Below are 22,099 nucleotides of genomic sequence, written 5' to 3'. Positions count from 1 at the left end.
TTTTACTATTAATGAACAAAGCGTAAGATTATCAACTTTACTTAGAAATACTAATTTAGGACAAATTAGACGTAATGATCCGAGTACTATTATGGAAAGGTTATGAGAATTAAATCCTGATTTAGTTTTTCATTTCGACTTTGTGCCGGGTATAGATTTCTCTTCATTTTTAACTTCAACTACATTAATAATTCCGCTATCAGATATGTTTCGTCCAAACAGTATAATATTTACAGAAAATTTGAATATTATTTATGATTGTGATTTTAGTGTTACTTTTACTACACTTGAAGATATATCAAATTATAAACCAAGTAATTTGCACATCACTACAACAACAACCCCTTCACCTTTAGCAGGTGGAAGCGCTGTTTTGCCATCAACATCTGAACAATCTTTTAACATTGGAACTAGTTCTAGAAATAGAAATCAACAAAGTAATCAAAGTACAGGCTCTAGAATAAATCAGAAACCAAAGTGTGATATTTTAAAAACACAAATTATTGATCAAAAATTATTAGATATTTATCACACCACATCTACAGAAAGTAAAAATAATGTAAGAAAAAAACTAACAGAAATTTATGGACAACATTTTACTGATGCTAGTTGAACACAATTTGAAAAAATTGTTGAATTGCATAAATATGGAATAGTTTTTATAACACCTAATAAAAATGAATATTTATTAAAAGGTCTAGCCACTACCACAACTATGAGTATTCCACCTGCATATAAAGTTGTTAAATGAATAAGTTCTCCACAAGCTACAACAGTAGTTGAAACAGAAGAAGCAGTGCCTTTATTAGAGGTTGGTGAAGAAGGTGCGATTGCTATTGGCGAAGAGGTTGTTGAAGGTGGTGCATCTGTTATGATTGAAGGAGGGCCTATTGGATGAGTTGTGGGTGGAGTAATTATAGTTGGTGGAATAGCATATTTAGTGTATAATTGATCGCATGCTCATAATGCTGATATCAATTCCCATAATCAATATAATAAAATAGAAAAATATTACATACCTTTAGACAATAAAACTCCACAATATACAGAATCAAGTAAAATTAAATTAGGTATTAGTAATGATATGTGAATAAAATTAGCAGAAATTTATCAAGATAATAAAGATAACTATCAACTTTTTGAAAAAAAATTTTAAGTGAAATTACTAAATTTCCACAATTGATAGGAACCTTAGCAAATAGTTTAAGTGATAGTAATTTAAAAACTTTGGTTAAAGTTATGTATAATAATTTTTCAGAAATAAACATTTTTTATTGATGACCAATCAACATGGATGAAAGATTGTAACAAATGCTGTTGGAAATTACTTAGAAATTGAACCAGAATAAAGTTAATAAATTTTCCTATAAAAGAATTATAAAACATAACATATTAGGCTTATTTCATAATTAAAATTTTAATTTTGGAATAAGTCATAATAATAATTATGAAAATTTTTTTATTTTTAGTAAAATTAAGTGTAAAATTAATAATATTATAAAGAAGTGGAAGTGACAAAATGAGTCAAAACATTATTTTTGCTTTTGAAATTATTGCCTTAATTATCGCTATATTATTAGTAATTTTAGGTTTATTACAAGGTAAAAAAAATCATAATGGACTTGGTGCTTTAAGTGGGGGTAATCAAGAATTATTTGCTAGTACTAAAGAACGTGGTTGAAGTAAGTTATTTTCTATTGCCACTTTAGTATTAGGTATATCGTTATTTACTATGGCAATAATAGTAAGAATTCTTATTAATACTATTGGAGTTATAAATTAATGATAATTATTTTATAAAAAGGCACACTAAAATGTGCCTTTTTATAAATTTTAAAAGATAGATTATAATTAATTATATAATTAGGATAAAGTTGGGATTGATTGAAATGAAGCAAGAGATTATTAATGAGTTACAAAATAGTATTACACCTTTATCAACGGTTGATTTAATAGTGAAACTTAATATTACTAATCATCATCAACAGCAAGAACTTATTGCTGATTTAGAAGAATTGAAAAATAGTGAAATTATTTTGGAAAATAAAGAACAACAATTTTATATGCTAAAAAATAATAATTTATTTATTGGCAAAATTCAAATTACTAAAAAAGGATTTCGATTTGTTAAATTATTAAATAGTGAAGAAGAATATTACGTTAATATAAAAAACATAAATAATGCGTTAAATAATGATGAAGTATTATGTAAGTTAGTGAAAATTAATAATCAGAATGATGAGGCTGTAGTATTAAAAATTATTAAACGTGATACTAATCTTCTTGTTGGTACTGTTATTGTTAATGCAGATACGAAAGTAAAAACATTATTAATTCAAAATGCAAAGTTACAACAGTATGAAGTTAATATTTTAAATCCTGATAAAGCGTTAGAAAATAATATTGTTGTTGCAAAAATTAAAAATTTTGAACAGAATATTTTTAATGTTACTATTACTAAAATATTGGGTAATATTAATGATCCTGGTGTTGATATTTTAGCTGTTATTTATGAAATTGGCATTAAAGCACAATTTGATGTTGAAACATTAGCAGCAACAGATAAGGTGCCATTAACAGTGTTAGAATCAGATAAAATTGGTCGTATTGATTTGACTAAAGAGTTATTAGTTACAATTGATGGTAAAGATGCTAAAGATTTTGATGATGCTATTTGTGTTACTAAACTAGCTAATGGTAATTATCGTTTAATTGTAGCTATTGCTGATGTTAGTCATTATGTAACAGAAAATAGTCCTTTAGATGAAGAGGCATTTACTCGCGGTACATCTGTTTACTTAGCAGATCGTGTTATTCCTATGTTACCAACGCAGTTATCAAATGGTATTTGTTCTTTAAATGAACAAGTAGAACGTTTATGTATGGTTTGTGATATGGAGATTGATAAGAATGGTTTAACAGTAAAACATAAAATTTATCAGGCATTTATGAAATCAGCAAGAAGAATGAATTATGATGAAGTAAATGATGGATATAATGGTAAAAATCCAAATTTTATTAAAACACATCCACAAATTTGAGAAATGTTACTAAAAGCAAAAGAATTGCACCAAATTTTATGAAAGTTTAAACAAGATGCTGGAGTAATTGATTTTGAAATTAATGAAGCAAAAACAATTATTAATGACAATGGAGAAGTAACTGATATTATTTTAAGAACTCGTGATATCGCTGAAAAATTAATTGAAAGTTTTATGATTAGAGCTAATGAAGTAGTTGCTAAAACTGTATTTGATATGAAATTACCTTTTATTTATCGTGTTCATGAACATCCTCGTTCTAAAAAAATGCATCAAATGGTTACAATTCTGAAATTAATGGGCATTAAACTAAATCCAAAAATCACAAATATTAGTTCAAAAGATTTACAATTATTATTAAATTCTTTAAAACAATTACCAACATTTCAAGTTTTATCAACTTTATTATTAAGAAGTATGGAAAAAGCACAGTATACTAATAAATGTATTGGCCATTTTGGACTTGCTAGTGATTATTATACACATTTTACTTCGCCAATTAGACGTTATCCTGATTTAATAGTTCATCGTTTATTGCGCCAATATATAGTTAAAAGAGAAATAAATGCTAAAATAATTGAGAAATATCAAAGTTTTAGTAATTGAGCTGCTGAGCAATCTAGTAATATGGAATTAAAAGCATTAGAGTGTGAACGAGCTGTAGATCAAATGAAAAAAGCAGAATACATGATGCAATTTATTGGTCATAAATTTGAAGGTATAATTTCTAGTGTAAATGGCTTTGGATTATTTGTTGAGTTAGATAATACAATTGAGGGTTTAATTAGAATTGCAGACATGACTGATGATTATTATATTTTTAATGAAAAAGCAATGATTTTGTTTGGTGAAAGAAAACGAAAACAGTATGCTCTTGGTCAAAAGGTCAGTGTTCTTGTTAAAAGTGCAAATAAAGTTGCTAGAACTATTGATTTTATTTTAGAAGAAAATGGTCAGCAAAATAAAAACCGTGATAAAAATAATAATAATCAATCATCAAAAATGTATAAAGCAAATAATTTTAAATATAGAAAAAAGATAAAACTAAATGGTAAAGTTAAAAAAAATAAAAATGAAAAGAAAAATGGAGTAAAAAAATGAAAATACAAGGGCAAAAAAGATTAATTCAACAAAGCAATCTTAACATTGAATGCTATTATTATAATTATTTTAAATCGCCAGGCTTAAAACAATATCCGGATTTATTATGAGTTAATGAAGATTATAACTTAATTAAGCAAGTAAATATTGAACAAGATACTATAATAAGATTAGCAACTAATTTATTTGAAGTTGGTCAAAAATTTAATTTGTTTGAAAATTTAGATTATTTTATTATGATGCCAAAAAAACCTACTTCAGTTAGTAGTTTAGAATTGGTAATAATTGAATTAGTTAAAATTATTAAAAAAAAATTAAATTATGAGATATTATTTATTAATAATATTTTCCAAGTTGATAACTACCGTAAATTTTGAGAAAATAAATTAAAAGTTAGCGAAAGACAAATGGAAATTACTAATAAAATTCATTTATTACCTAAATATATTAAATTTTTTAATAAAAAAAAAATTATTATTATTGATGATATAGTTGCCTCAGGGATTTCTATTGCCCAAACTATTTTAGAAATTATCAATAATAACAATGATTTTAAAATTAAAGCTTTGTGTTATGGTTCAGTTTATAATTGAGAAGAAATTTATAAATAGTTAAAAGAGTTTCCTAATTTTTTTCTTTTTTTCTTCTAATGAGTCTGATTCAGATATATTATAAGAATCTTCAATATTATTTATAAATGCATAATTAATTTCAGCATTAATTTGATTTTTAGCAATAAGTTTTAAAATAAAATCAGCAGTATCTGCTTCTAAAGCAAATGTGTAAATTTCGAATTCATCTTCATTAATAATTTCCGTTTTCGTAGAAATTTTTAAAATATGATTTTGTTCATCAATAATAATTTTGCAAACCTCAAGTTTTTTACCAGTTAAAATCTTATAAATAATTACTTTATCATTATTATTTTTATCAAAACCCAAATCGCCTTGATAAAATTGACTATTTTTTACTGCTATTGGTTTAGTATTTAACTCTCCTGCCATGTCCTTAGACTCCTTTCAGTTGTTTATTAATATATAAAATTAACAAAAAGCCGTAAAACAAATATAAAATCTATTTCTTGGGTCGCTATACAACAAATATTAATTTTATGTTTAATTTTACATTAATCATTGCTAGAAAAACTATTGATTAATCTAACCTTCATTAGATTATAGCATGTTCTTAATAAAAAACAAATTTAAGTAAGTATTTCAGTATTTATGAAATTATTATTATATAATCTAATTATAAAGTTTATGAAAATAATGGTGGAAACAATGAAAATAATTGCAAAAAATAAAAAAGCGTACTTTAATTATGAATTATTAGAAAAATTAGAAGTGGGAATTGTTTTGACTGGTTCTGAAATTAAATCAATTCGTTTAGGTAATGTATCTTTACAGGATAGTTATGTAACTTTTAGTAATAATGAAGCTTATATTATTAATATGAACATTACTACTTATAAATTTACTACTAGTTATATACTTGATCCATTAAGAAAAAGAAAATTACTTTTAAATGCTCGTGAAATTAAAAAAATTCAACAAGAACAAAAGCAAAAAAACTTAACTTTTGTTCCAACAATGATATATTTAAATAGTAAAAGTAGAGCAAAGTTAGAAATAGCATTGGCTCGTGGTAAAAAAAATTATGATAAAAGAGAAACCATTAAAAATCGTGATGCAGTAAGACAAATCAAAAAATAATAATTTAATTCAGAAAGGAAAAAAAACTATGATAATATAATTATCTTTCTTAATAATCTTTTGTTTATTTACAAGTTTTTATTTATTTTTTCTTTTTAAGCAAAAGATAGATAAGTGGCAATGATTATTTATTAGTTATTATTTTTTTCTTTATCTTGGTATTAATAGTTTAAAAGCTATTAATAATTTTTTAGTTTTATCATTAACTAATTTAGTAACTGAAGCAATTAGTATTACAGTGATTGTTTCAGTTACTGTAATTATTTTTGCTATACCAGCTACTTTTTTTACTGCAAAATTTAAAAAAAGAAAGTTGTATATTTGATGAATGCATAGTTGACTTTTGGTTACTTGTTGTTTAGTTTTAATTGTACCAAATTTTTGATCTTTGATTTTGTTAAATATTGCGTTAGGAATGAGTACTGCATCATTAGGAGTTCATGAATTAATGTTCAATGAACAATATTTTGTAAAATCACATGCTTTTTTAACTTTTACTATACTTATTGTTCCAGGATTATTGGCAAGTTTAATTATTATACCGATTAATATGCTTACGCTTAATATTTCAACTATTACAATTTCAAAAATCAGTTATTTTATTATTGCTGCTTTGTGTTTTTTCATTTTGACTTTTTTCATGTCTTTTCTTTTGCGAGAAGATCCAAAAAATATGGGTATGCATGATGAAATAGTTTTAAAAAAAATTAAAACTTTTTCTCAATGAAAAATAATAATTTTAATTATGTTTGGATTAACTATTTATTTAATTTATTATTTAATGAATTCTCAATTTTTTAATTATAAAATAAGTAATATTGATCAAAGATGGCATGTTTATAAAACTTTATTTACTACTTTGCCACAAGTAATTGGTGTTTTTTTATTGGGATGATGATTATATTATTTTTTCAGTGCTAATATTGCTTTATATTTTGGTTTTGGAATCTATATAGTAAGTATTATGATTAGTTTAGTAACTATTAATATTTACGCAGTTTTGATTTCACAAATTTTATCCAATATTGCTTTTGGCATTTGCAATTTTGTTATATATAGTTTGGTTTTAGATTGAAATTATCGACAATTAATGCCTATTACAGGAATTTATGCATCATGTATAGCTATTTTAACTTGTAGTGTTGATTTACTCGATAGTTTTATTAATTATAATTTAATTACTTTAAATAATGAAATAATGTTTTATATTGGTAATATTATTGCGTTATTAACTGTTATTAGTTTAATATTTATTACGTTATTTTCTTCAAATTATTGAGTGACAGAAAAGCATCATGTTTTAACAAATCACAATTGAAATAAAATTTAAGTATATTAAATACTTTACTACATAAAATTATATAAAATATGGTCATGCCATTATAAAAAAAATAAGAATTTAAGAGAGGTTTTTTTATGTCTGAAAAAAGTAAAAAAAATAAAATTATTACTGCAATTGTTGGTGGTACTACTTTAGTTGGTGGAGCCACTGCTGGTATTTTGTATACTTCTGATATAGAAGCAAAAAACGAGGAAGAAAATGAAAAAGAAAAAAAATAAAATCACAATCTAATCCAAAGATTTTATTACCTAAACCACCAAATTCAAATAGACAATCAAATCGTTATAAATATACAATAATACAACAACAAGATACAATTTACGTTGATAGTAATGGAGAAGAGCAAACAACTAGTAAAATAGACTTATCAGATATAAAAACTATTGAAATTGTTCAAATTGGATTTTATGAAAATAAAATTGGAGAAATTCAAGCTGTTAAAATGCCAAAAACAATTCAAAAAGTACCAGATCAGTTACCATCAGAAATAACAAGTACAAAACAGATGTTTCAAAGTGCTTCATCGTTTGATCAAGATATTTCGGGTTGAGATGTTTCAAATGTTACAGATATGAGTGATATGTTTGCATATGCAACTTCATTTAATCAGAATATTTCAGTTTGAAGAGTAGAAAAAGTAAAAATTATGAGAGGTATGTTTTTTAATGCACATGCTTTTGATCAAAATATTTCAAGTTGAAATGTAAATAAAGTGACAGATATGCATGGTATGTTTGCTGGTGCAAGAAAATTTAATCAAGATATTTCGGGTTGAGATGTTTCAAATGTAATAACTATGCATTCTATATTTGCCGGTGCAATAACGTTTGATCAAAATTTATCACAATGAAATGTTTCAAAAGTAATAATTCATGATAATTTTGCCATTAATTCTTGAATTAGTAATAGCATTGATAAATTGCCAAATTTTAATTTTTAGATTTTATAATTTATGATGAAAGTTTGAAAGAATTATTAGTGATTTTTAAGAAAACCAAAAATTGCTTTATAGTAGAAAGTAATGTATAATATTAGCGGGGATGTTCTGGTTTCGACAGGAGTGAACAACTAATTGTGGCAGTGGTTTGGTAGACCATAATACTACGAGGTTTCATAACCGGAAAACAAACTAAAACCGTAGTACCTAACTGATTCACAACAAAGTTAAACAACTTTGGATTTGGTTTAGGAAATCAAGCAGTTTTACCTGCTTAATTACTTAAGAAGTAAATACTACCGTTACTAATAGCAAGTTTATCATTATTAGTAACGTATCATAGGATAAACTAGAAAAAATGATGTTAATAAATTTTTTCGAATTTCCATTAACTAGCTATTCATAATTTCGTATAATTTATTATTAAATAGTGATTTTTCTAAATTATACTAAACTGTAGATAGAGTTAGTCAGTTAACTTTTGGACGCGGGTTCGATCCCCGCCATCTCCACCATAAATTAAATGCACAATTGTGCTTTTTTTATTATTTAATTTAATAATTAATTATAAATACCTTTATAAAATTTTAATTAGTGAAATAAATAATAAAAAAATATTTAAATATTTTATGAATAATATTGTAAAACAAGTTGCAAATAGTAACTAGTCTTGGTAATATTGAAAAGTCTTTAAATTTTTTTAATTATATTTGGAGCCGTGGCCAAGTGGTTTAAGGCATAAGTCTGCAAAACTTTGATCGTCGGTTCGAATCCGATCGGCTCCTCCAAAATATTAATAATATTTGCAAATATACTTGTAAATATTACTTTTAATAAGTTATAATTGATTAGGTTTAATGATTTAATGATTTAATGAGTTACTATAAATTTTAGTAATTAAATGCGCCTGTAGATCAATTGGATAGATCGTTTGACTACGGATCAAAAGGTTGTGGGTTCAAGTCCTGCCAGGCGCACCATCGGGATGTGGCTCAGCTTGGTAGAGCGCTCGGTTTGGGACCGAGAGGTCGCAGGTTCGAATCCTGTCTTCCCGACCATTATTAAATAAGGGCCCTTAGCTCATTTGGTAGAGCGCCTGCCTTGCACGCAGGAGGTGGTCGGTTCGATCCCGATAGGGTCCACCATTATATATCGGTTAAACATTTAAACTAAAACTGGCGAGGTAGCTCAGTTGATTAGAGCGTTCGGTTCATACCCGAGAGGCCATGGGTTTGAGTCCCATCCCCGCTACCATAGTCTAGGACCCTTAGCTTAGTTGGTTAAAGCTCCCGGCTCATAACCGGGCGAGCATTGGTTCGAATCCGATAGGGTCCACCATACTTAAATACTCGGAGGCTTACCCAAGTCCGGTTGAAGGGAACAGTCTTGAAAACTGTCAGTGCGCAAGTGCTCGAGGGTTCGAATCCCTCAGCCTCCTCCATTATTATTAAATTTTATACATCGCGGAGTGGGGAAGTGGTATCCCGTCGGGCTCATAATCCGAAGATCATTGGTTCAAATCCAGTCTCCGCAACCACGGTCTTGTGGTAAAGTGGTTAATACGCCTCCCTGTCACGGAGGAGATCGCGGGTTCGATCCCCGTCAAGACCGCCATTTAGAAAATAAAACATAAGCAGTATTAATTTAGAGAGTAAGTAAAAAGTCTTACTCTTTTTTTTATTGGTATAATGAATAATTATTTTATTCATTATGGAAGAAAGTTTTTGATTGATTAAGTAAATTAAAAATATTAAAATACACGTATAGTTTAAATAATAAATATAATTTTATTTAAATTTAGCTATTATTTTATAATAGTTTTTAATTTTTAAAAATGAGCAAAAATATGATAAATAATTTATTAATCTTTAATAACTCATCTTCAAGTATCGTAAGTAGCAATAATGTTGAGACATTGATACCAGTGAATAATGTATTAACATTAGAAAATGGTATCAATGAACCAATTTTAAAAAATATATTATCATTAAATTTTTTGGGAGCGTGTCGAAGATGTCGGTAACTAAAAAGTTTTAAAAATAGCTCCTTTCTTTTTTTACCCTTGAATTAAAAATAAATGACAAAAGACGAGAATAAAAATCTTGTCTTTTTTTGTAATTGTAAAATTTTAAAATTTTTAATAAACCTCTTTAACGCTATTATCAACACGTGTTAGGGAACTAAAAAAGTGAACTACAACACAGTTGTTAAAAATAGTAGCTAGCATGTGGACTTGCATGGATAAATAAAAAGTGGAGTGATACCTAATAAATTATACTAACCAGTAATGGTAATTCTTGGGGTGGGAGCGAATTGGAAACTAGTATATATAGACCTGTTGTAGGGACCTATTGTATTATTTCTATTCTTTATTTAACCAACCTTGCCACTCCCCAGTGAGCAAGTGTTGGTTTTATTTTTTATTTTTTTTGAAAAAATTTTTTGGGCGAGAAAATAAATTTCAAACTTGTAAAAAAAATTGAGCGGTGCCGGTTCAATTAAAATATTAATTTGCTAAGCGCAAATTAAATAAATATTGAATCGAATGCCTCAATGTTTTTTAAAATTTCATAATTTATTTTTGAGCCCAGAATTGATGGAATGAATAAAACGAATAGTATTAATAATATAAAAATAAAAATATATATTCTTTATGCTACAAGCAACAGAATATATTAGAAAGAACTATTATGAAAAAGTATTTTTGTTGAACATGTAAACAAAATAAATTAGATTATTTATTCTTTAATACTAATGATATAAAAACAAGAAAATATTTTTTAAGAGATAAAAATAGTAAAGCAATTTGTTATGACTGTATTTTAAATATTAGGTTAAGTAGGAGGTATAAATATAAATATGACTAGATGTATTATATGTAAAAGTTTAACTGAAAATACTACTGGAATTTGCGATTCTCCACACCATAATTCTTTTAATAAAGCAAAATTCATTACATATTTAGAAAGTAAAATTGAAAATGATGGATATAGAAGTGCAAATCATGATGCAATATATTATTCATTAATTCAAAAAATAAATAATGGATATTTTTATTAATAATGCAATATGACTTAATTATTGGTATTGACCCTGCTGGTATTGGTAATAATGGAATTGTTATATATTCAAATGAAACTAATAATATTGGATGGGTTACAATTTATTGGACACTAATTACGTAGACAAGTAAACAAATTTGTTAAAAGAAAGGAACTATAATTATGGCCAATATTAACTCATATACCGATGAATTTAAAAAACAAATAGTAGCTTTATATCAAAGTGGCAAATCAGTATCTTGCCTTGCTAAAGAATATAATGTTACAAGAGCAGCTACTTACAATTGAATTAAGCAATTTAGTAATTCAGGAAGTTTTAAAACTAAAGATAATCGTTCTTTTGAAGAAAATGAATTAATTAAATTAAGAAAAGAATTAAAGCAATTACGAATGGAAAATGATATTTTAAAGCAAGCAGCACTAATAATAGGCAGAAAATAGAAATTATTGTCAAAAATAAAGCTAAATATAAAATTCGCACAATGTGTCGTTTTTTAAAAATATCTAAATCAACATATTATTTTAATTTAAAGAAAAAAGAAAATAAAATCAAAAATAATATTTATGATGAAGCTGTTATTAGTGCTTTTAAAGAAAATAAAGAAGTTTATGGTACTAGAAGATTAAAAAAAATTCTAGAAAACCAAGAAATTTATTTATCGCGCAGAAAAATTAAAAAAATTATGAATGAATATAATTTAATATCAAAATATACTAAATTATCATTCAAAAATCATAATAACAAAGTTAACGATAGTCAAATAACTAATCTTGTTAATAGAAAATTTAAGAATAGGATTAAAAATGAAGTTATTGTTAGTGATTTAACTTATGTACAAGTTAATGGTAGGTGAAACTATATTTGCCTATTAATAGACCTATTTAACCGCGAAATTATAGGACATAGTGTTGGAGTTAAAAAAGATGCATCATTAGTACATCAAGCATTTATGCAATCAAATCGCTGTTTAAAAGATATTCAAATATTTCATAGTGATCGCGGTAATGAATTTAACAATAAAATTATTGATAAACTTTTACTAGCATTCAACATTAACCGTTCTTTAAGTAAAAAAGGTTGTCCTTATGATAATGCTGTTGCTGAAGCAACTTTTAAAACTTTTAAAACCGAATTTATTAATGATAAAAATTTTACATCATTAATCCAATTAAAATTAGAATTATTTGATTACATCAATTGATATAACAATATAAGAATTCACAGCACTTTAAACTACTTAACTCCAGTTAAATATCAACAACAAATGTTTACCAAAAAATAGTCCTAAAAAGTGTTGCCATTCCAAAAGTTTTTATAAAAATAACGAGTAATCTTTTTTCGGTAATGTTTAGTAATCTGTGTAACTTACAAAAATAACTATGTTTAATTAGTTCTAGTAAATATAATTAATTTTCTAGAAAGAGTGAGTTACAGATGGCTAAAAAGCAAAATATTAATAATAATGATCCAATATCAAAAGCAGTAGATTTATTATTAGAAAATACTGAAGATTTAACAACAGTTTTTAAAGAGGGAGGATTGTATAAAGAATTAACAAAAAGATTAGTAGAAAAAATGTTGAATTCTGAGATGCAAAATTATTTGGGATATGAAAAGAATCAACATAGTAATAGTGACAATGCTCGTAATGGTATAAGTTCAAAAAAATTAATAACCCAACAAGGTAAAATTGAAATTGATGTACCAAGAGATCGTAATAGTAATTTTAATCCTGTAATAGTTGCAAAAAGACAAAGAAGATTTGATGGTTTTGATGAACAAGTTCTTTCTTTATATGCAAAAGGTATGACATTATCAGATATTAGAATGCAATTACAAGAGTTATATCATGGTGCTGATATTAGTGAAAGTGTTATTAGTCAAATTACTGATGATGTTATTGATGACGTCAAAGCATGGCAAAATCGACCATTAGATAGTGTTTATCCGATTGTTTATTTTGATTGTATAGTAGTTAAAGTACGACAAGATAAACGGATTATTAATAAATCAGTTTATATAGCTTTAGGAGTTGATTTAGAAGGTAAAAAAGATGTTTTAGGTTTATGAATTAGTGAAAATGAAGGTGCTAAATTTTGATTAGCCAATTTCACAGAAATGAAAAATCGTGGCTTAAATGATATTCTGATTGCTTGTAGTGATAATTTAACAGGCATGTCAGAAGCAATACAATCAGTTTATCCTAAAACCGAACATCAATTATGCATCGTTCATCAAATTAGAAATAGTTTGAAATATGTCTCATATAAGCATAGAAAATCTCTAGTTGCAGATTTAAAACCAATTTATACTGCATGTAGTGAAGAACAAGCAATGCAAGCTTTAGAATCATTTGAAAATAAATGAACTAAACAATATCCACAAATTGCTAAATCTTGATATAAAAATTGAGATAATTTAATGGTTTTTATTAGTTATCCTGCAGAAATAAAAAGGGTAATTTATACCACAAATGCTATTGAATCTGTAAATAGTCAATTACGAAAAGTCATCAGAAATAAAAAAGTTTTTCCTAACGATATGTCAGTTTTTAAAATATTTTATTTAGCAATTGACAATATAACAAAAAAATGAACAATGCCCATTCAAAATTGAAATACAGCAATTGCTCATTTTATGATAAAATTTGAAGACAGAATTAATCTGAATTAGTAACTTTGTAAAACAAAGAAACACAGATTATTAAAAAGCCTCCTTTTTTCCAAAAGTAGGGCTATATATATTTTTATCAATAAAAGTTCAATTTCATTCTTTAATTGGTTCATTTGACACTTTAATTCTGTTACTTCTAAACATAGATATTTCTAATCGCTCATAGCGATATGTTAATTCTTTATCAGTAAGTGTTTCTTTTTCTTCTGCCATGATTATTTCATCTGTTCTTGAACCTAAAAAACTTGAACCACCTGCTTCTTTTCCAAAAATCTTATTACCATTAGCATAACCAATAAAGTCAATTTGTTGATTATTAGGAAAAATAATACAACCACCATCCTTAGTTATTTTTCATTTAATACCATGTGGATTATTAGGTAATAAATTAATATGATATGTATCTAATAAAACTTGACAAACATTCATTAAAGCACCAATTGTAGTTTCACTATGAGTATTTTCATATCTTCTTACTTCTTGGACACTACTATCACTAAAATTACAACATATAAATAAATCAAATGCTAAGCAGTTTCAAGTTTTTCTTGTTCCACGTGCTGTTGGTATAAAACGATAAAAACAATTAGTAGTAAAATATTCTGCTCATTCATCACCAACAAATGCTTTAAAAATATCTCAATTAAAACCATAATTATTATCACTAAAATTAAGATTATATTTTTTATTCAGTTGTGCATAACTACTAATAAAAGCCATATTTTACTCCCTAATTTTTATAAACAATACAATTAAATTATTAACAAACAAAATTTAGAAAGGAACATTAAAAATGTTTATATTACCATTTCCTAATCTTTTTGATTGAGACAAACACGATTTTAATCAAGATGAATTAAGTTTAAAACAAACAGAAGAATTATTTGCAAAAATTGATGATTATTTATGAAGTATATGTGATAAATCTGAATAGACTTCTTGCAAAACCTATCTATTAAAAATTTAATTTTTAAAATAAAATTAAAAATAAAAAAGATAGGTAATCTATGATGTTTGATAAATTAAAAACTATTAACAATCCAGAATTATTAAGATTAACTGGTATAAATGATATTATTTTTAATAAAATTCTAAAAATTTTAAAGACAGAAGAAGTAAAAAAGTTTAAAAATGGTGGTACACCTAATAAATTATCATTAGAAAATCGTTTATTAATGACTTTAGAATATTGAAGAGAGTATCGAACTTATTTTCATATTGCTAAAAGTTATGGAATTAGTGAAAGTAGTTGCTATAGGAATATCAAGTGAATAGAAAATACTTTAATAAAACATCCTGATTTTCAACAACTTGATGGGCAAAAATCACTGTTAAATAATAATTTTAAAGATAAAACAGTTATCATTGATGTGACTGAAAGTACTATTCAACGCCCAAAAAAAGTCAAAAACAATATTATTCAGGAAAAAAGAAAAAACATACAATAAAAACTCAAGTCATAATTGAAAAAGATAGTAAAAAAATTATAAGTTCTTATTTTTCTTATGGTAAAAATCATGATTTTAAAATTTTAAAAAATTCAAAAACGAAATTTTTATCAGAAACAACTATTTTAGTAGATTTAGGATATTAAGGTATACAAAACATACATAAAAATGTCTTATTACCTAAACGAAAATCAAAGAAAAACCCTTTAACTAAAGAAGAAAAGAAAAATAATAAGGCTATTTCAAAAATGAGAGTTGTTATTGAACATGTTTTTGCGATTCTTAAAAAATTTAAAATTATTAGTGAAAAATATCGAAAGAGAAGAAAAAAATTTGCATTAAGATTTAATTTAATAGCTTCAATTTATAATTTACAATTATTAATTTAAATATATTTGATAATTTAATATTTTATTTTTTTATTTGAAATAATAATTTTTGTTGTATTTTAATGACAAAAAATAAAACATATTTTGAACAATAATTTTTAAAAAATATTAAAAGTGTTATTAAAATAAATTTTTAAACTTAAAAAATGTGATTAATATCATAGTTTTGCAAGAAGTCTAATATAAATCATATATAGATTTAGAAAAAGAAGATTAAAAGCAAAAAAAGGTTTATTAAATTATAAACGACGTATTTGTACACATTATAACCCAAAAACACAAAAAAAGGAATTTGTTTCATTGTTAGGGGCGCATTAATTTAATAGATAGATTTAATAATAACAAAGAACGATATAACTATCGTTCTTTTTTTGTTAAAAGATTAAAACTTCATAAAACTGTCATAGAAGTCTAATAGTGAGTACTTTATGTAAATACTTCTATATCAGAATAAAAGAGCATTTAATGTTAAGCAAGTTAAAATGTTACACTGTATCGCTTAATGTAATTATAGATTAATTTGAATAGCCTTATTATGGCTCAGTAAATACCCCATTAATCTATATTAATAATTACATTTGTATTATTTAAAAAAATAGGGGGTTTTATATATAAATACATAACTCATTAACAATATCATAACACAATAAAAAAATAAAAGGAGAAAAATAAATATGAAATATGTTTACTTATTAAAATATGAAGTTAATTATACTGGTCAAATAAAATATAAGGCTTTTTCAACTGTAGAAAATGCTACTAGCTTTCATAGAAATTATAAACATCATTTATTCAAAGATGCTTATATTGAAAAATATGAAATATTAGTAATGGAATTAGACATAAATTTAAATAATAAGGAATTAAATAAAAAACTTAATTAATGAAAGGAAAAATATTTATGGAATATAGAGAATATAGAATGGTTGGTTCTTGTGATAATTGTAGAAAACAATCTTCTTTTGGTAATAGATTATGTAATAAATGTTTTTGATTATTAATAGGTAGAAATAAATATGAGTAAATTAATCTTTAAAAAAGAAACACATCAATATTTTTTAGAAGATAAAGAATTAATATCAGTTTCTAGAATTATTGATAATTATTTAGGATTTGGTTATAGTCATATCTTATCAGAAGTATTAAAAAATGCTTCAGTTCGTGGTAAATGAGTTCATAAAATTAATGAATTATATTTACAAAATATTAATCAAGAAAATATTATCAATAATTTATTAAAAAAATTAAAACCAGTAACAAATTCAATAAATTATTCTTATTGTAAAAAATCACTTATGTTTTTAAAAGAAAAATTTAAAGATAAAAATAATTATGAATTTATTATTGAAAAACCAATTACTGATACCTTAGTTGCAGGAACACCAGATTTAGTTTATTTAGATAAAAAAGAAAATAAGTATTATTTAATAGATTATAAAACATATTCTTGTATTGATGAAGATAAATTAAAAAGAATTAAATTACAATTAACTGCTTATTATTGTATGTTACTGGCTAATGGTATATGACCATCTAATAAAACTTATGTTTATTTAACAAATAAAAATAATCAAGAAGCAATTGAAATTGAAATAACAAAAGAATTAATACTTGAATGAATGAATGCAAAAACAAAATATTTTAAAGGAGAAGATAAAAATGGAATATAAATTGGAATATTGTAAAAATAAAAAATGTAATTTTAATGAATTATTAGTTAAAAATATTAATGCTAGAATTGAATTTTTAGAATTTCAAATTGAAGAAATTAATTTAAGTCAAATAAATGTATGAGAATTAGATGTTTTAAGAGGTCAAATTAAAGAATTAAATATTTTGAAAAATAATATTAAAGAATGATTAATAAGAAGAAATAAAAATGAACAAATGTAATTTTTTATACTATTGCCATGAACATCAAAAATACGAATGTTGTCAAAAAAAATTATGTTGAGATTGTAAAAAATTAAATTAATAAGGAGAAATAAAATGAATAGAAAAGTAAAAAAAATTATTTGTTCTACATCAGTAATCACAGATGAACAATGAAATTATGAAGAAGTAAAAGATAACTTATTAGGTATATTATTAAGTTTTAAAAATGAAATTCAATATAAAAATTGAAATAAAATAGTAAAAAAAGAATTTGAAGAAAATGATATAGATTTTATTTTTAAATTTAGATTAGAAAAGAATGATAAAAATGATTAATGAAAAATCAATTAAAGAAAAAACTATTTATTCTTGTAATTCAATTGAATTTGATAAATTACCTAAAAAATTAGATAGTAATTTAAATAATTGAATTGAGATTAATAGTCATTTAATAGTTAATCCTAGTAAAAATATTGAAGTACATTTAGATAATAGATTTAAAACAATTAAAAAATGATAGGAGAAAAATTATGGATAATCAAACTTTAATTTTATTAAAACACTTAGGAAAAATTAATAAAAAATTAGATGAAATTTTAGAATTATTAAATAAAAAAGGAGAACAAAATAATGAGTAATAATGATGGTAAAAATGAATTAAAAATACCTAATATTATTAAAAATAATAAAGAGGAATTAATAAAATTTCGAAATTATTATGAAATGATTAGAAATTCTAGTAAAGATTTAAGAACCATCAATCAACAAAGTTTAATTAATGCTTTATTTAATCTATATAAATTAAATCTTTCTATTAATTCTATTAAAAAAGAATTAGCATTAATACCTTATGGTAATGAATTACAAGTACAAATTCAAGAAGATGGTTGATTAACATTATTACAAAGAACTGGATTAGTTGTTGATTTTCAAAGAGAAAAAATAACAACCGCACATAAGTTTAATCCAGAAAATAATAAATGAGAAATTAATCCAGCATTAATTTTTGAAAGAAAAAGTGTTAATACAATTGGTTATTATTGTTATATTTCACTTTTAGACAAAAATGGTAAAATTAATAATTTTTACAAAGGAATGACTATTGAAGAATGTCAAGAATGAAGAAAAAAATTTAGTAAAACTAAACTTGAAAATAGTCCATGAAATACTAGCTTTGACCAAATGGCATTAAAAACTGTAGTTAAAGCATTAATTAGAGAAATCAATAAAACACCAATTATAGTTTTAAATAATCAAGATGATATTAATTTAGCACTTCAGTTAGACCAAGGTGTAGTAATTGATGAAGAAACAATTGCTTATAAAGATAATACTGGTGATGAAGTTAAAATTATTAATTCAAATAATAATATTGATAATACTGATATAAATTCTGCTTTATCTAAATTAAAAGAATTAGAAAAAGAAGAAGAAATAATAGAAAATTTTGAAGTTTAATATGAATAAAGAAAAATTAATTCTTTGATTAAATAAACAAATTAATATTTGTTTATGTGATTTTTTAAAAGAAGCCGCTAAACTTACTGCTTATTATAAAGTACTTGAATTTATAAAACAAGGAGAATTTAATAATGACTAAACAAGATATTTTAGAAATGATAGATAAATTAAAAGAATTAAAAAATTTAGATGGAATAACTGTAAATATAAAAATTGAAGATATTAATATTGAAAATAATTAATATTTAGGCATTTGACATATACTGTTCTTAATTTAACTCCTATTCCCTATTTTTTATTCTCGCTTAAAATATGTCAATGTAAGTCCTAAATTTTATATCTATACAGAACGAAACTATAGAATTATTAAAATTTGGATAACATTATAATTCTATAGTCCACGGTTTATTACGGTGCTGATGAGTTCATAAAAGGATGTGAAATAATGAGAAATATTAGAACTGAATGATTTTATAATGATAAAAGTCCTAAAGAAATAAAATGTCCAACAGTAGGATTATTAAAAAATAAAGAAGATGCTTTATGTTATTTATTAACATTAAATTTATATCCAAAATTATATCCACAATATATTTATTATTCATGAATATTAGAAAATAATCAAACTGGCTATTTAATTATTTGTGGTAATAATAGAGATACAATAGGAAATATGCAATTTAAATTTATAAAAGAAGGTTAATAATGAATAACATGGAATTATTAATATCTTTAATAGAAGATTACAAAGAATGTAATTTTTATAACAATTATTTAATTTATAAAATTATGAACATTATTATAAAAGGAGAATAAAAAATGCCAAATACAGAAAATACAAACTCAAATTATACTTTATTAAAATTAATAAGAACTGGAATATCACCATTATCTGCCATGATTGGTACCAGTGCTTATTATGGTCAATTAATAGGAAATCCTATTTTAGGAAGTATTAATGCTTTATTATTTAGTAAAAAATTAGGAATTGATATTTGAAATTTAAATCAAATGCTAAGTTTAAAAACTAAATTAATTAATAGTAGTAAAAAAATATTATTAGGTTTAGGAACAATTGGTTTAGTTAATTATAGTAAATTTACTAAGAGGCTTTTATGTAATCTGTGTATCTTTGTTTTACAAAGTACTAGTTTAGATTAATTCTATCTTCAAATTTTATCATAAAATGAGCAATTGCTGTATTTCAATTTTGAATGGGCATTGTTCATTTTTTTGTTATATTTTCAATTGCTAAATAAAATATTTTAAAAACTGCCATATCATTAGGAAAAACTTTTTTATTTCTGATAACTTTTCGTAATTGACTATTTACAGATTCAATAGCATTTGTTGTATAAATAACTCTTTTGATTTCTGTAGGATAACTAATAAAAACCATTAAATTATCTCAATTTTTATATCAAGATTTAGCAATTTGAGGATATTGTTTATTTCACTTATTTTCAAAGGATTCTAAAGCCTGCATTGCTTGTTCTTCACTACATGCAGTATAAATTGGTTTTAAATCTGCAACTAGAGATTTTCTATGCTTATATGAGACATATTTCAAACTATTTCTAATTTGATGAACTATGCATAATTGATGTTCTGTTTTAAGATAAACTGATTGTATTGCTTCTGACATGCCTGTTAAATTATCACTGCAGGCAATAAGAATATCATTTAAGCCACGATTTTTCATTTCTGTGAAATTTGCTAATCAAAATTTAGCACCTTCATTTTCACTAATTCATAAACCTAAAACATCTTTTTTACCTTCTAAATCAACTCCTAAAGCTATATAAACTGATTTATTAATAATCCTTTTATCTTGTCGTACTTTCACTACTATGCAATCAAAATAAACAATCGGATAGACACTTTCTAATGGTCGATTTTGCCATGCTTTTACATCATCAATAACATCATCAGTAATTTGACTAATAACACTTTCACTAATATCAGCACCATGATATAACTCTTGTAATTGCATTCTAATATCTGATAATGTCATACCTTTTGCATATAAAGAAAGAACTTGTTGATCAAAACCATCAAATCTTCTTTGTCTTTTTGCAACTATTATAGGATTAAAATTACTATTGCGATCTCGTGGTACATCAATCTCAATTTTACCTTGTTGAGTTATTATTTTTTTTGAACTTATACCATTACGAGCATTGTCACTATTACTATGTTGATTCTTTTCATATCCCAAATAATTTTGCATCTCAGAATTCAACATTTTTTCTACTAATCTTTTTGTTAATTCTTTATACAATCCTCCCTCTTTAAAAACTGTTGTTAAATCTTCAGTATTTTCTAATAATAAATCTACTGCTTTTGATATTGGATCATTATTATTAATATTTTGCTTTTTAGCCATCTGTAACTCACTCTTTCTAGTCATTTAATTATATTTACTAGAATTAATTAAACATAGTTATTTTTGTAAGTTACACAGATTACTAAACATTACTTTTACTAATGCTGATATTAATCCTAATCCAACAGAAAGTCCAACCACAACTACAACAGTTAATCCTTTTCCACCAGATTTATTATTTAGTAATCCTAATACCTCTTCTAATCATTTAATGGATTGAGATACATTTATTAGTCTTAATTCATATGGTATTGCTAATTTAATTGCTGGAATTACTGAAATAATTCCAAGTAAATTTGAAACTATTAGAAAAATTTGTAATATGGCTACTGGTGGTTGTTTAATTTCAAGTGGTGTAGCAATGGGTATTAATAATGATTTTAATAATGCTTATGCAATACCTACCATAATTGCTGGTGCAAGTGAAATTATTCATAATTTATTACCTATGGAAACTACACATCATAATGAAGAAATGCAAGAAACACCATTTAATAATGAAACTGCAAGATTAATTAATGATAATAGATTTACTATTAATAGTGAAACAACTAGTCAATATGGTAGTGATAATATGAGCGAAGTAGCATTAAATCACGATAATGCTTCATTAAATTGAGATTATAATCACATGAGTTTATAAATAAGTAAAAATGCCTATTAAAGGCATT

General features: G+C 24.3%; 27 protein-coding genes, 9 tRNA genes, 1 other RNA gene and 1 pseudogene. 35 read left to right on the top strand and 3 right to left on the bottom strand.

The genetic code is table 4. The annotated features are described in order from the left end of the window. Positions 1–91: 91 nt before the first annotated feature. The 4 genes from AACL24_RS13435 (at position 92) to AACL24_RS13420 (ending at position 4,753) form a co-directional block, all read left to right on the top strand. On the top strand, positions 92–1,156 hold the full coding sequence (locus AACL24_RS13435; protein ID WP_339047331.1) for a hypothetical protein: 1,065 nt from the start codon (positions 92–94) through the stop codon (positions 1,154–1,156). A gap of 363 nt (positions 1,157–1,519) precedes the next feature. Then, positions 1,520–1,783, top strand: a complete 264-nt coding sequence (secG, locus tag AACL24_RS13430) for a preprotein translocase subunit SecG (protein WP_174480339.1) — start codon at positions 1,520–1,522, stop codon at positions 1,781–1,783. A 106-nt stretch (positions 1,784–1,889) separates the two neighbouring features. Continuing rightward, a complete protein-coding gene (rnr, locus tag AACL24_RS13425) occupies positions 1,890–4,166 on the top strand; it encodes a ribonuclease R (protein ID WP_339047329.1) in 2,277 nt (758 codons plus the stop codon). Next, positions 4,139–4,753, top strand: coding sequence for a hypothetical protein (locus tag AACL24_RS13420; RefSeq protein ID WP_339047327.1), 615 nt, complete (start codon positions 4,139–4,141; stop codon positions 4,751–4,753). The genes rnr and AACL24_RS13420 overlap by 28 nt, the downstream gene beginning before the upstream one ends. Here AACL24_RS13420 and AACL24_RS13415 read toward each other — a convergent pair whose 3' ends face one another. Further along, entirely contained in the window at positions 4,754–5,146 is a 393-nt protein-coding gene (locus tag AACL24_RS13415) for a hypothetical protein (protein WP_252320718.1), read from the bottom strand. Between the two features lie 276 nt (positions 5,147–5,422). Between AACL24_RS13415 and smpB the strand changes: the two genes are divergently transcribed. The 18 genes from smpB (at position 5,423) to AACL24_RS13325 (ending at position 13,869) form a co-directional block, all read left to right on the top strand. Then, positions 5,423–5,854 carry an SsrA-binding protein gene (gene smpB, locus AACL24_RS13410; RefSeq protein ID WP_339047325.1) on the top strand — a complete coding sequence of 144 codons (432 nt, stop codon included), beginning with the start codon at positions 5,423–5,425 and terminating at the stop codon, positions 5,852–5,854. 388 nt (positions 5,855–6,242) lie between these two features. Beyond that, positions 6,243–7,184 (top strand): hypothetical protein, encoded by a 942-nt coding sequence (locus AACL24_RS13405; RefSeq protein WP_339047323.1) that lies wholly within the window; start codon positions 6,243–6,245, stop codon positions 7,182–7,184. Between the two features lie 86 nt (positions 7,185–7,270). Beyond that, positions 7,271–7,414 carry an MspA/MspB/MIB-like signal-anchor domain-contatining protein gene (locus AACL24_RS13400; protein WP_339047321.1) on the top strand — a complete coding sequence of 48 codons (144 nt, stop codon included), beginning with the start codon at positions 7,271–7,273 and terminating at the stop codon, positions 7,412–7,414. Positions 7,415–7,638: 224 nt separating this feature from the next. Then, complete coding sequence (locus AACL24_RS13395; protein ID WP_339047319.1) at positions 7,639–8,136, top strand: BspA family leucine-rich repeat surface protein; 498 nt, start codon at positions 7,639–7,641, stop codon at positions 8,134–8,136. Positions 8,137–8,232: 96 nt separating this feature from the next. Next, positions 8,233–8,648, top strand: a transfer-messenger RNA (tmRNA) gene (ssrA, locus tag AACL24_RS13390). Positions 8,649–8,845: 197 nt separating this feature from the next. Further along, a tRNA-Cys gene (locus AACL24_RS13385) sits at positions 8,846–8,921 on the top strand. Positions 8,922–9,036: 115 nt separating this feature from the next. After that, positions 9,037–9,113: transfer RNA gene (locus tag AACL24_RS13380), tRNA-Arg, on the top strand. A 1-nt stretch (position 9,114) separates the two neighbouring features. Further along, positions 9,115–9,191, top strand: a tRNA-Pro gene (locus tag AACL24_RS13375). An 11-nt stretch (positions 9,192–9,202) separates the two neighbouring features. Then, positions 9,203–9,278 (top strand) — tRNA-Ala (locus tag AACL24_RS13370). Positions 9,279–9,310: 32 nt separating this feature from the next. Beyond that, positions 9,311–9,387: transfer RNA gene (locus tag AACL24_RS13365), tRNA-Met, on the top strand. 7 nt (positions 9,388–9,394) lie between these two features. After that, a tRNA-Ile gene (locus AACL24_RS13360) sits at positions 9,395–9,471 on the top strand. Positions 9,472–9,484: 13 nt separating this feature from the next. Beyond that, positions 9,485–9,574: transfer RNA gene (locus AACL24_RS13355), tRNA-Ser, on the top strand. A gap of 21 nt (positions 9,575–9,595) precedes the next feature. Further along, positions 9,596–9,670: transfer RNA gene (locus AACL24_RS13350), tRNA-Met, on the top strand. A 1-nt stretch (position 9,671) separates the two neighbouring features. Next, positions 9,672–9,747, top strand: a tRNA-Asp gene (locus tag AACL24_RS13345). Between the two features lie 1,245 nt (positions 9,748–10,992). After that, a complete protein-coding gene (locus AACL24_RS13340) occupies positions 10,993–11,193 on the top strand; it encodes a hypothetical protein (RefSeq protein ID WP_339047317.1) in 201 nt (66 codons plus the stop codon). Between the two features lie 2 nt (positions 11,194–11,195). After that, positions 11,196–11,318 carry a hypothetical protein gene (locus AACL24_RS13335; protein WP_339047315.1) on the top strand — a complete coding sequence of 41 codons (123 nt, stop codon included), beginning with the start codon at positions 11,196–11,198 and terminating at the stop codon, positions 11,316–11,318. A gap of 39 nt (positions 11,319–11,357) precedes the next feature. Further along, a protein-coding gene (locus AACL24_RS13330; RefSeq protein WP_339047313.1) for an IS3 family transposase occupies positions 11,358–12,478 on the top strand; the annotation gives its coding sequence in 2 pieces (ribosomal slippage) (positions 11,358–11,601 and positions 11,601–12,478; 1,122 coding nt in all). A gap of 152 nt (positions 12,479–12,630) precedes the next feature. Beyond that, a complete protein-coding gene (locus tag AACL24_RS13325) occupies positions 12,631–13,869 on the top strand; it encodes an IS256 family transposase (protein ID WP_339047312.1) in 1,239 nt (412 codons plus the stop codon). A gap of 30 nt (positions 13,870–13,899) precedes the next feature. Here AACL24_RS13325 and AACL24_RS13320 read toward each other — a convergent pair whose 3' ends face one another. After that, positions 13,900–14,589 (bottom strand): hypothetical protein, encoded by a 690-nt coding sequence (locus AACL24_RS13320; RefSeq protein WP_339047310.1) that lies wholly within the window; start codon positions 14,587–14,589, stop codon positions 13,900–13,902. Between the two features lie 73 nt (positions 14,590–14,662). On the opposite strand from AACL24_RS13320, the gene AACL24_RS13315 reads away from it, so the two are divergent. From AACL24_RS13315 to AACL24_RS13260, 12 genes and pseudogenes are all read left to right on the top strand, one after another. Next, positions 14,663–14,803, top strand: coding sequence for a hypothetical protein (locus tag AACL24_RS13315; RefSeq protein WP_339047308.1), 141 nt, complete (start codon positions 14,663–14,665; stop codon positions 14,801–14,803). A gap of 73 nt (positions 14,804–14,876) precedes the next feature. Then, positions 14,877–15,706, top strand: a pseudogene (locus tag AACL24_RS13310) (IS5 family transposase). A 674-nt stretch (positions 15,707–16,380) separates the two neighbouring features. Next, positions 16,381–16,590: a hypothetical protein gene (locus tag AACL24_RS13305; protein ID WP_339047306.1), complete on the top strand. Its 210-nt coding sequence runs from the start codon at positions 16,381–16,383 to the stop codon at positions 16,588–16,590. A 17-nt stretch (positions 16,591–16,607) separates the two neighbouring features. Beyond that, positions 16,608–16,730, top strand: coding sequence for a hypothetical protein (locus tag AACL24_RS13300; RefSeq protein ID WP_339047304.1), 123 nt, complete (start codon positions 16,608–16,610; stop codon positions 16,728–16,730). Then, the gene (locus tag AACL24_RS13295; protein WP_339047302.1) at positions 16,723–17,376 is read left to right on the top strand and encodes a PD-(D/E)XK nuclease family protein; all 654 of its coding nucleotides are present in this window, start codon (positions 16,723–16,725) and stop codon (positions 17,374–17,376) included. Before AACL24_RS13300 ends, AACL24_RS13295 begins: the two co-directional genes overlap by 8 nt. Next, the gene (locus AACL24_RS13290; RefSeq protein WP_339047300.1) at positions 17,366–17,599 is read left to right on the top strand and encodes a hypothetical protein; all 234 of its coding nucleotides are present in this window, start codon (positions 17,366–17,368) and stop codon (positions 17,597–17,599) included. The genes AACL24_RS13295 and AACL24_RS13290 overlap by 11 nt, the downstream gene beginning before the upstream one ends. Before the next feature lie 96 nt (positions 17,600–17,695). Beyond that, the gene (locus AACL24_RS13285) at positions 17,696–17,917 is read left to right on the top strand and encodes a hypothetical protein (protein ID WP_339047298.1); all 222 of its coding nucleotides are present in this window, start codon (positions 17,696–17,698) and stop codon (positions 17,915–17,917) included. After that, a complete protein-coding gene (locus AACL24_RS13280; RefSeq protein ID WP_339047296.1) occupies positions 17,910–18,101 on the top strand; it encodes a hypothetical protein in 192 nt (63 codons plus the stop codon). The genes AACL24_RS13285 and AACL24_RS13280 overlap by 8 nt, the downstream gene beginning before the upstream one ends. A 110-nt stretch (positions 18,102–18,211) precedes the next feature. Beyond that, a complete protein-coding gene (locus AACL24_RS13275; RefSeq protein ID WP_339047294.1) occupies positions 18,212–19,039 on the top strand; it encodes a RecT family recombinase in 828 nt (275 codons plus the stop codon). Between the two features lies 1 nt (position 19,040). Continuing rightward, the gene (locus tag AACL24_RS13270; RefSeq protein WP_339047292.1) at positions 19,041–19,181 is read left to right on the top strand and encodes a hypothetical protein; all 141 of its coding nucleotides are present in this window, start codon (positions 19,041–19,043) and stop codon (positions 19,179–19,181) included. Positions 19,182–19,487: 306 nt separating this feature from the next. After that, positions 19,488–19,745 (top strand): hypothetical protein, encoded by a 258-nt coding sequence (locus tag AACL24_RS13265; RefSeq protein ID WP_339047290.1) that lies wholly within the window; start codon positions 19,488–19,490, stop codon positions 19,743–19,745. 116 nt (positions 19,746–19,861) lie between these two features. Then, positions 19,862–20,203, top strand: a complete 342-nt coding sequence (locus AACL24_RS13260) for a hypothetical protein (protein WP_339047288.1) — start codon at positions 19,862–19,864, stop codon at positions 20,201–20,203. Here AACL24_RS13260 and AACL24_RS13255 read toward each other — a convergent pair. Next, on the bottom strand, positions 20,190–21,428 hold the full coding sequence (locus AACL24_RS13255) for an IS256 family transposase (protein WP_339045948.1): 1,239 nt from the start codon (positions 21,426–21,428) through the stop codon (positions 20,190–20,192). The two genes, AACL24_RS13260 and AACL24_RS13255, sit on opposite strands and share 14 nt — an antisense overlap. 211 nt (positions 21,429–21,639) lie before the next feature. Between AACL24_RS13255 and AACL24_RS13250 the strand changes: the two genes are divergently transcribed. Then, a complete protein-coding gene (locus tag AACL24_RS13250) occupies positions 21,640–22,071 on the top strand; it encodes a hypothetical protein (RefSeq protein WP_339047286.1) in 432 nt (143 codons plus the stop codon). Positions 22,072–22,099: the final 28 nt, after the last annotated feature.

The organism is Spiroplasma endosymbiont of Colias croceus (assembly GCF_964020095.1).
In the GTDB taxonomy this organism is placed as follows: domain Bacteria; phylum Bacillota_I; class Bacilli_A; order Mycoplasmatales; family VBWQ01; genus Spiroplasma_E.
This window is presented reverse-complemented; position numbering and strand designations above follow the sequence as displayed.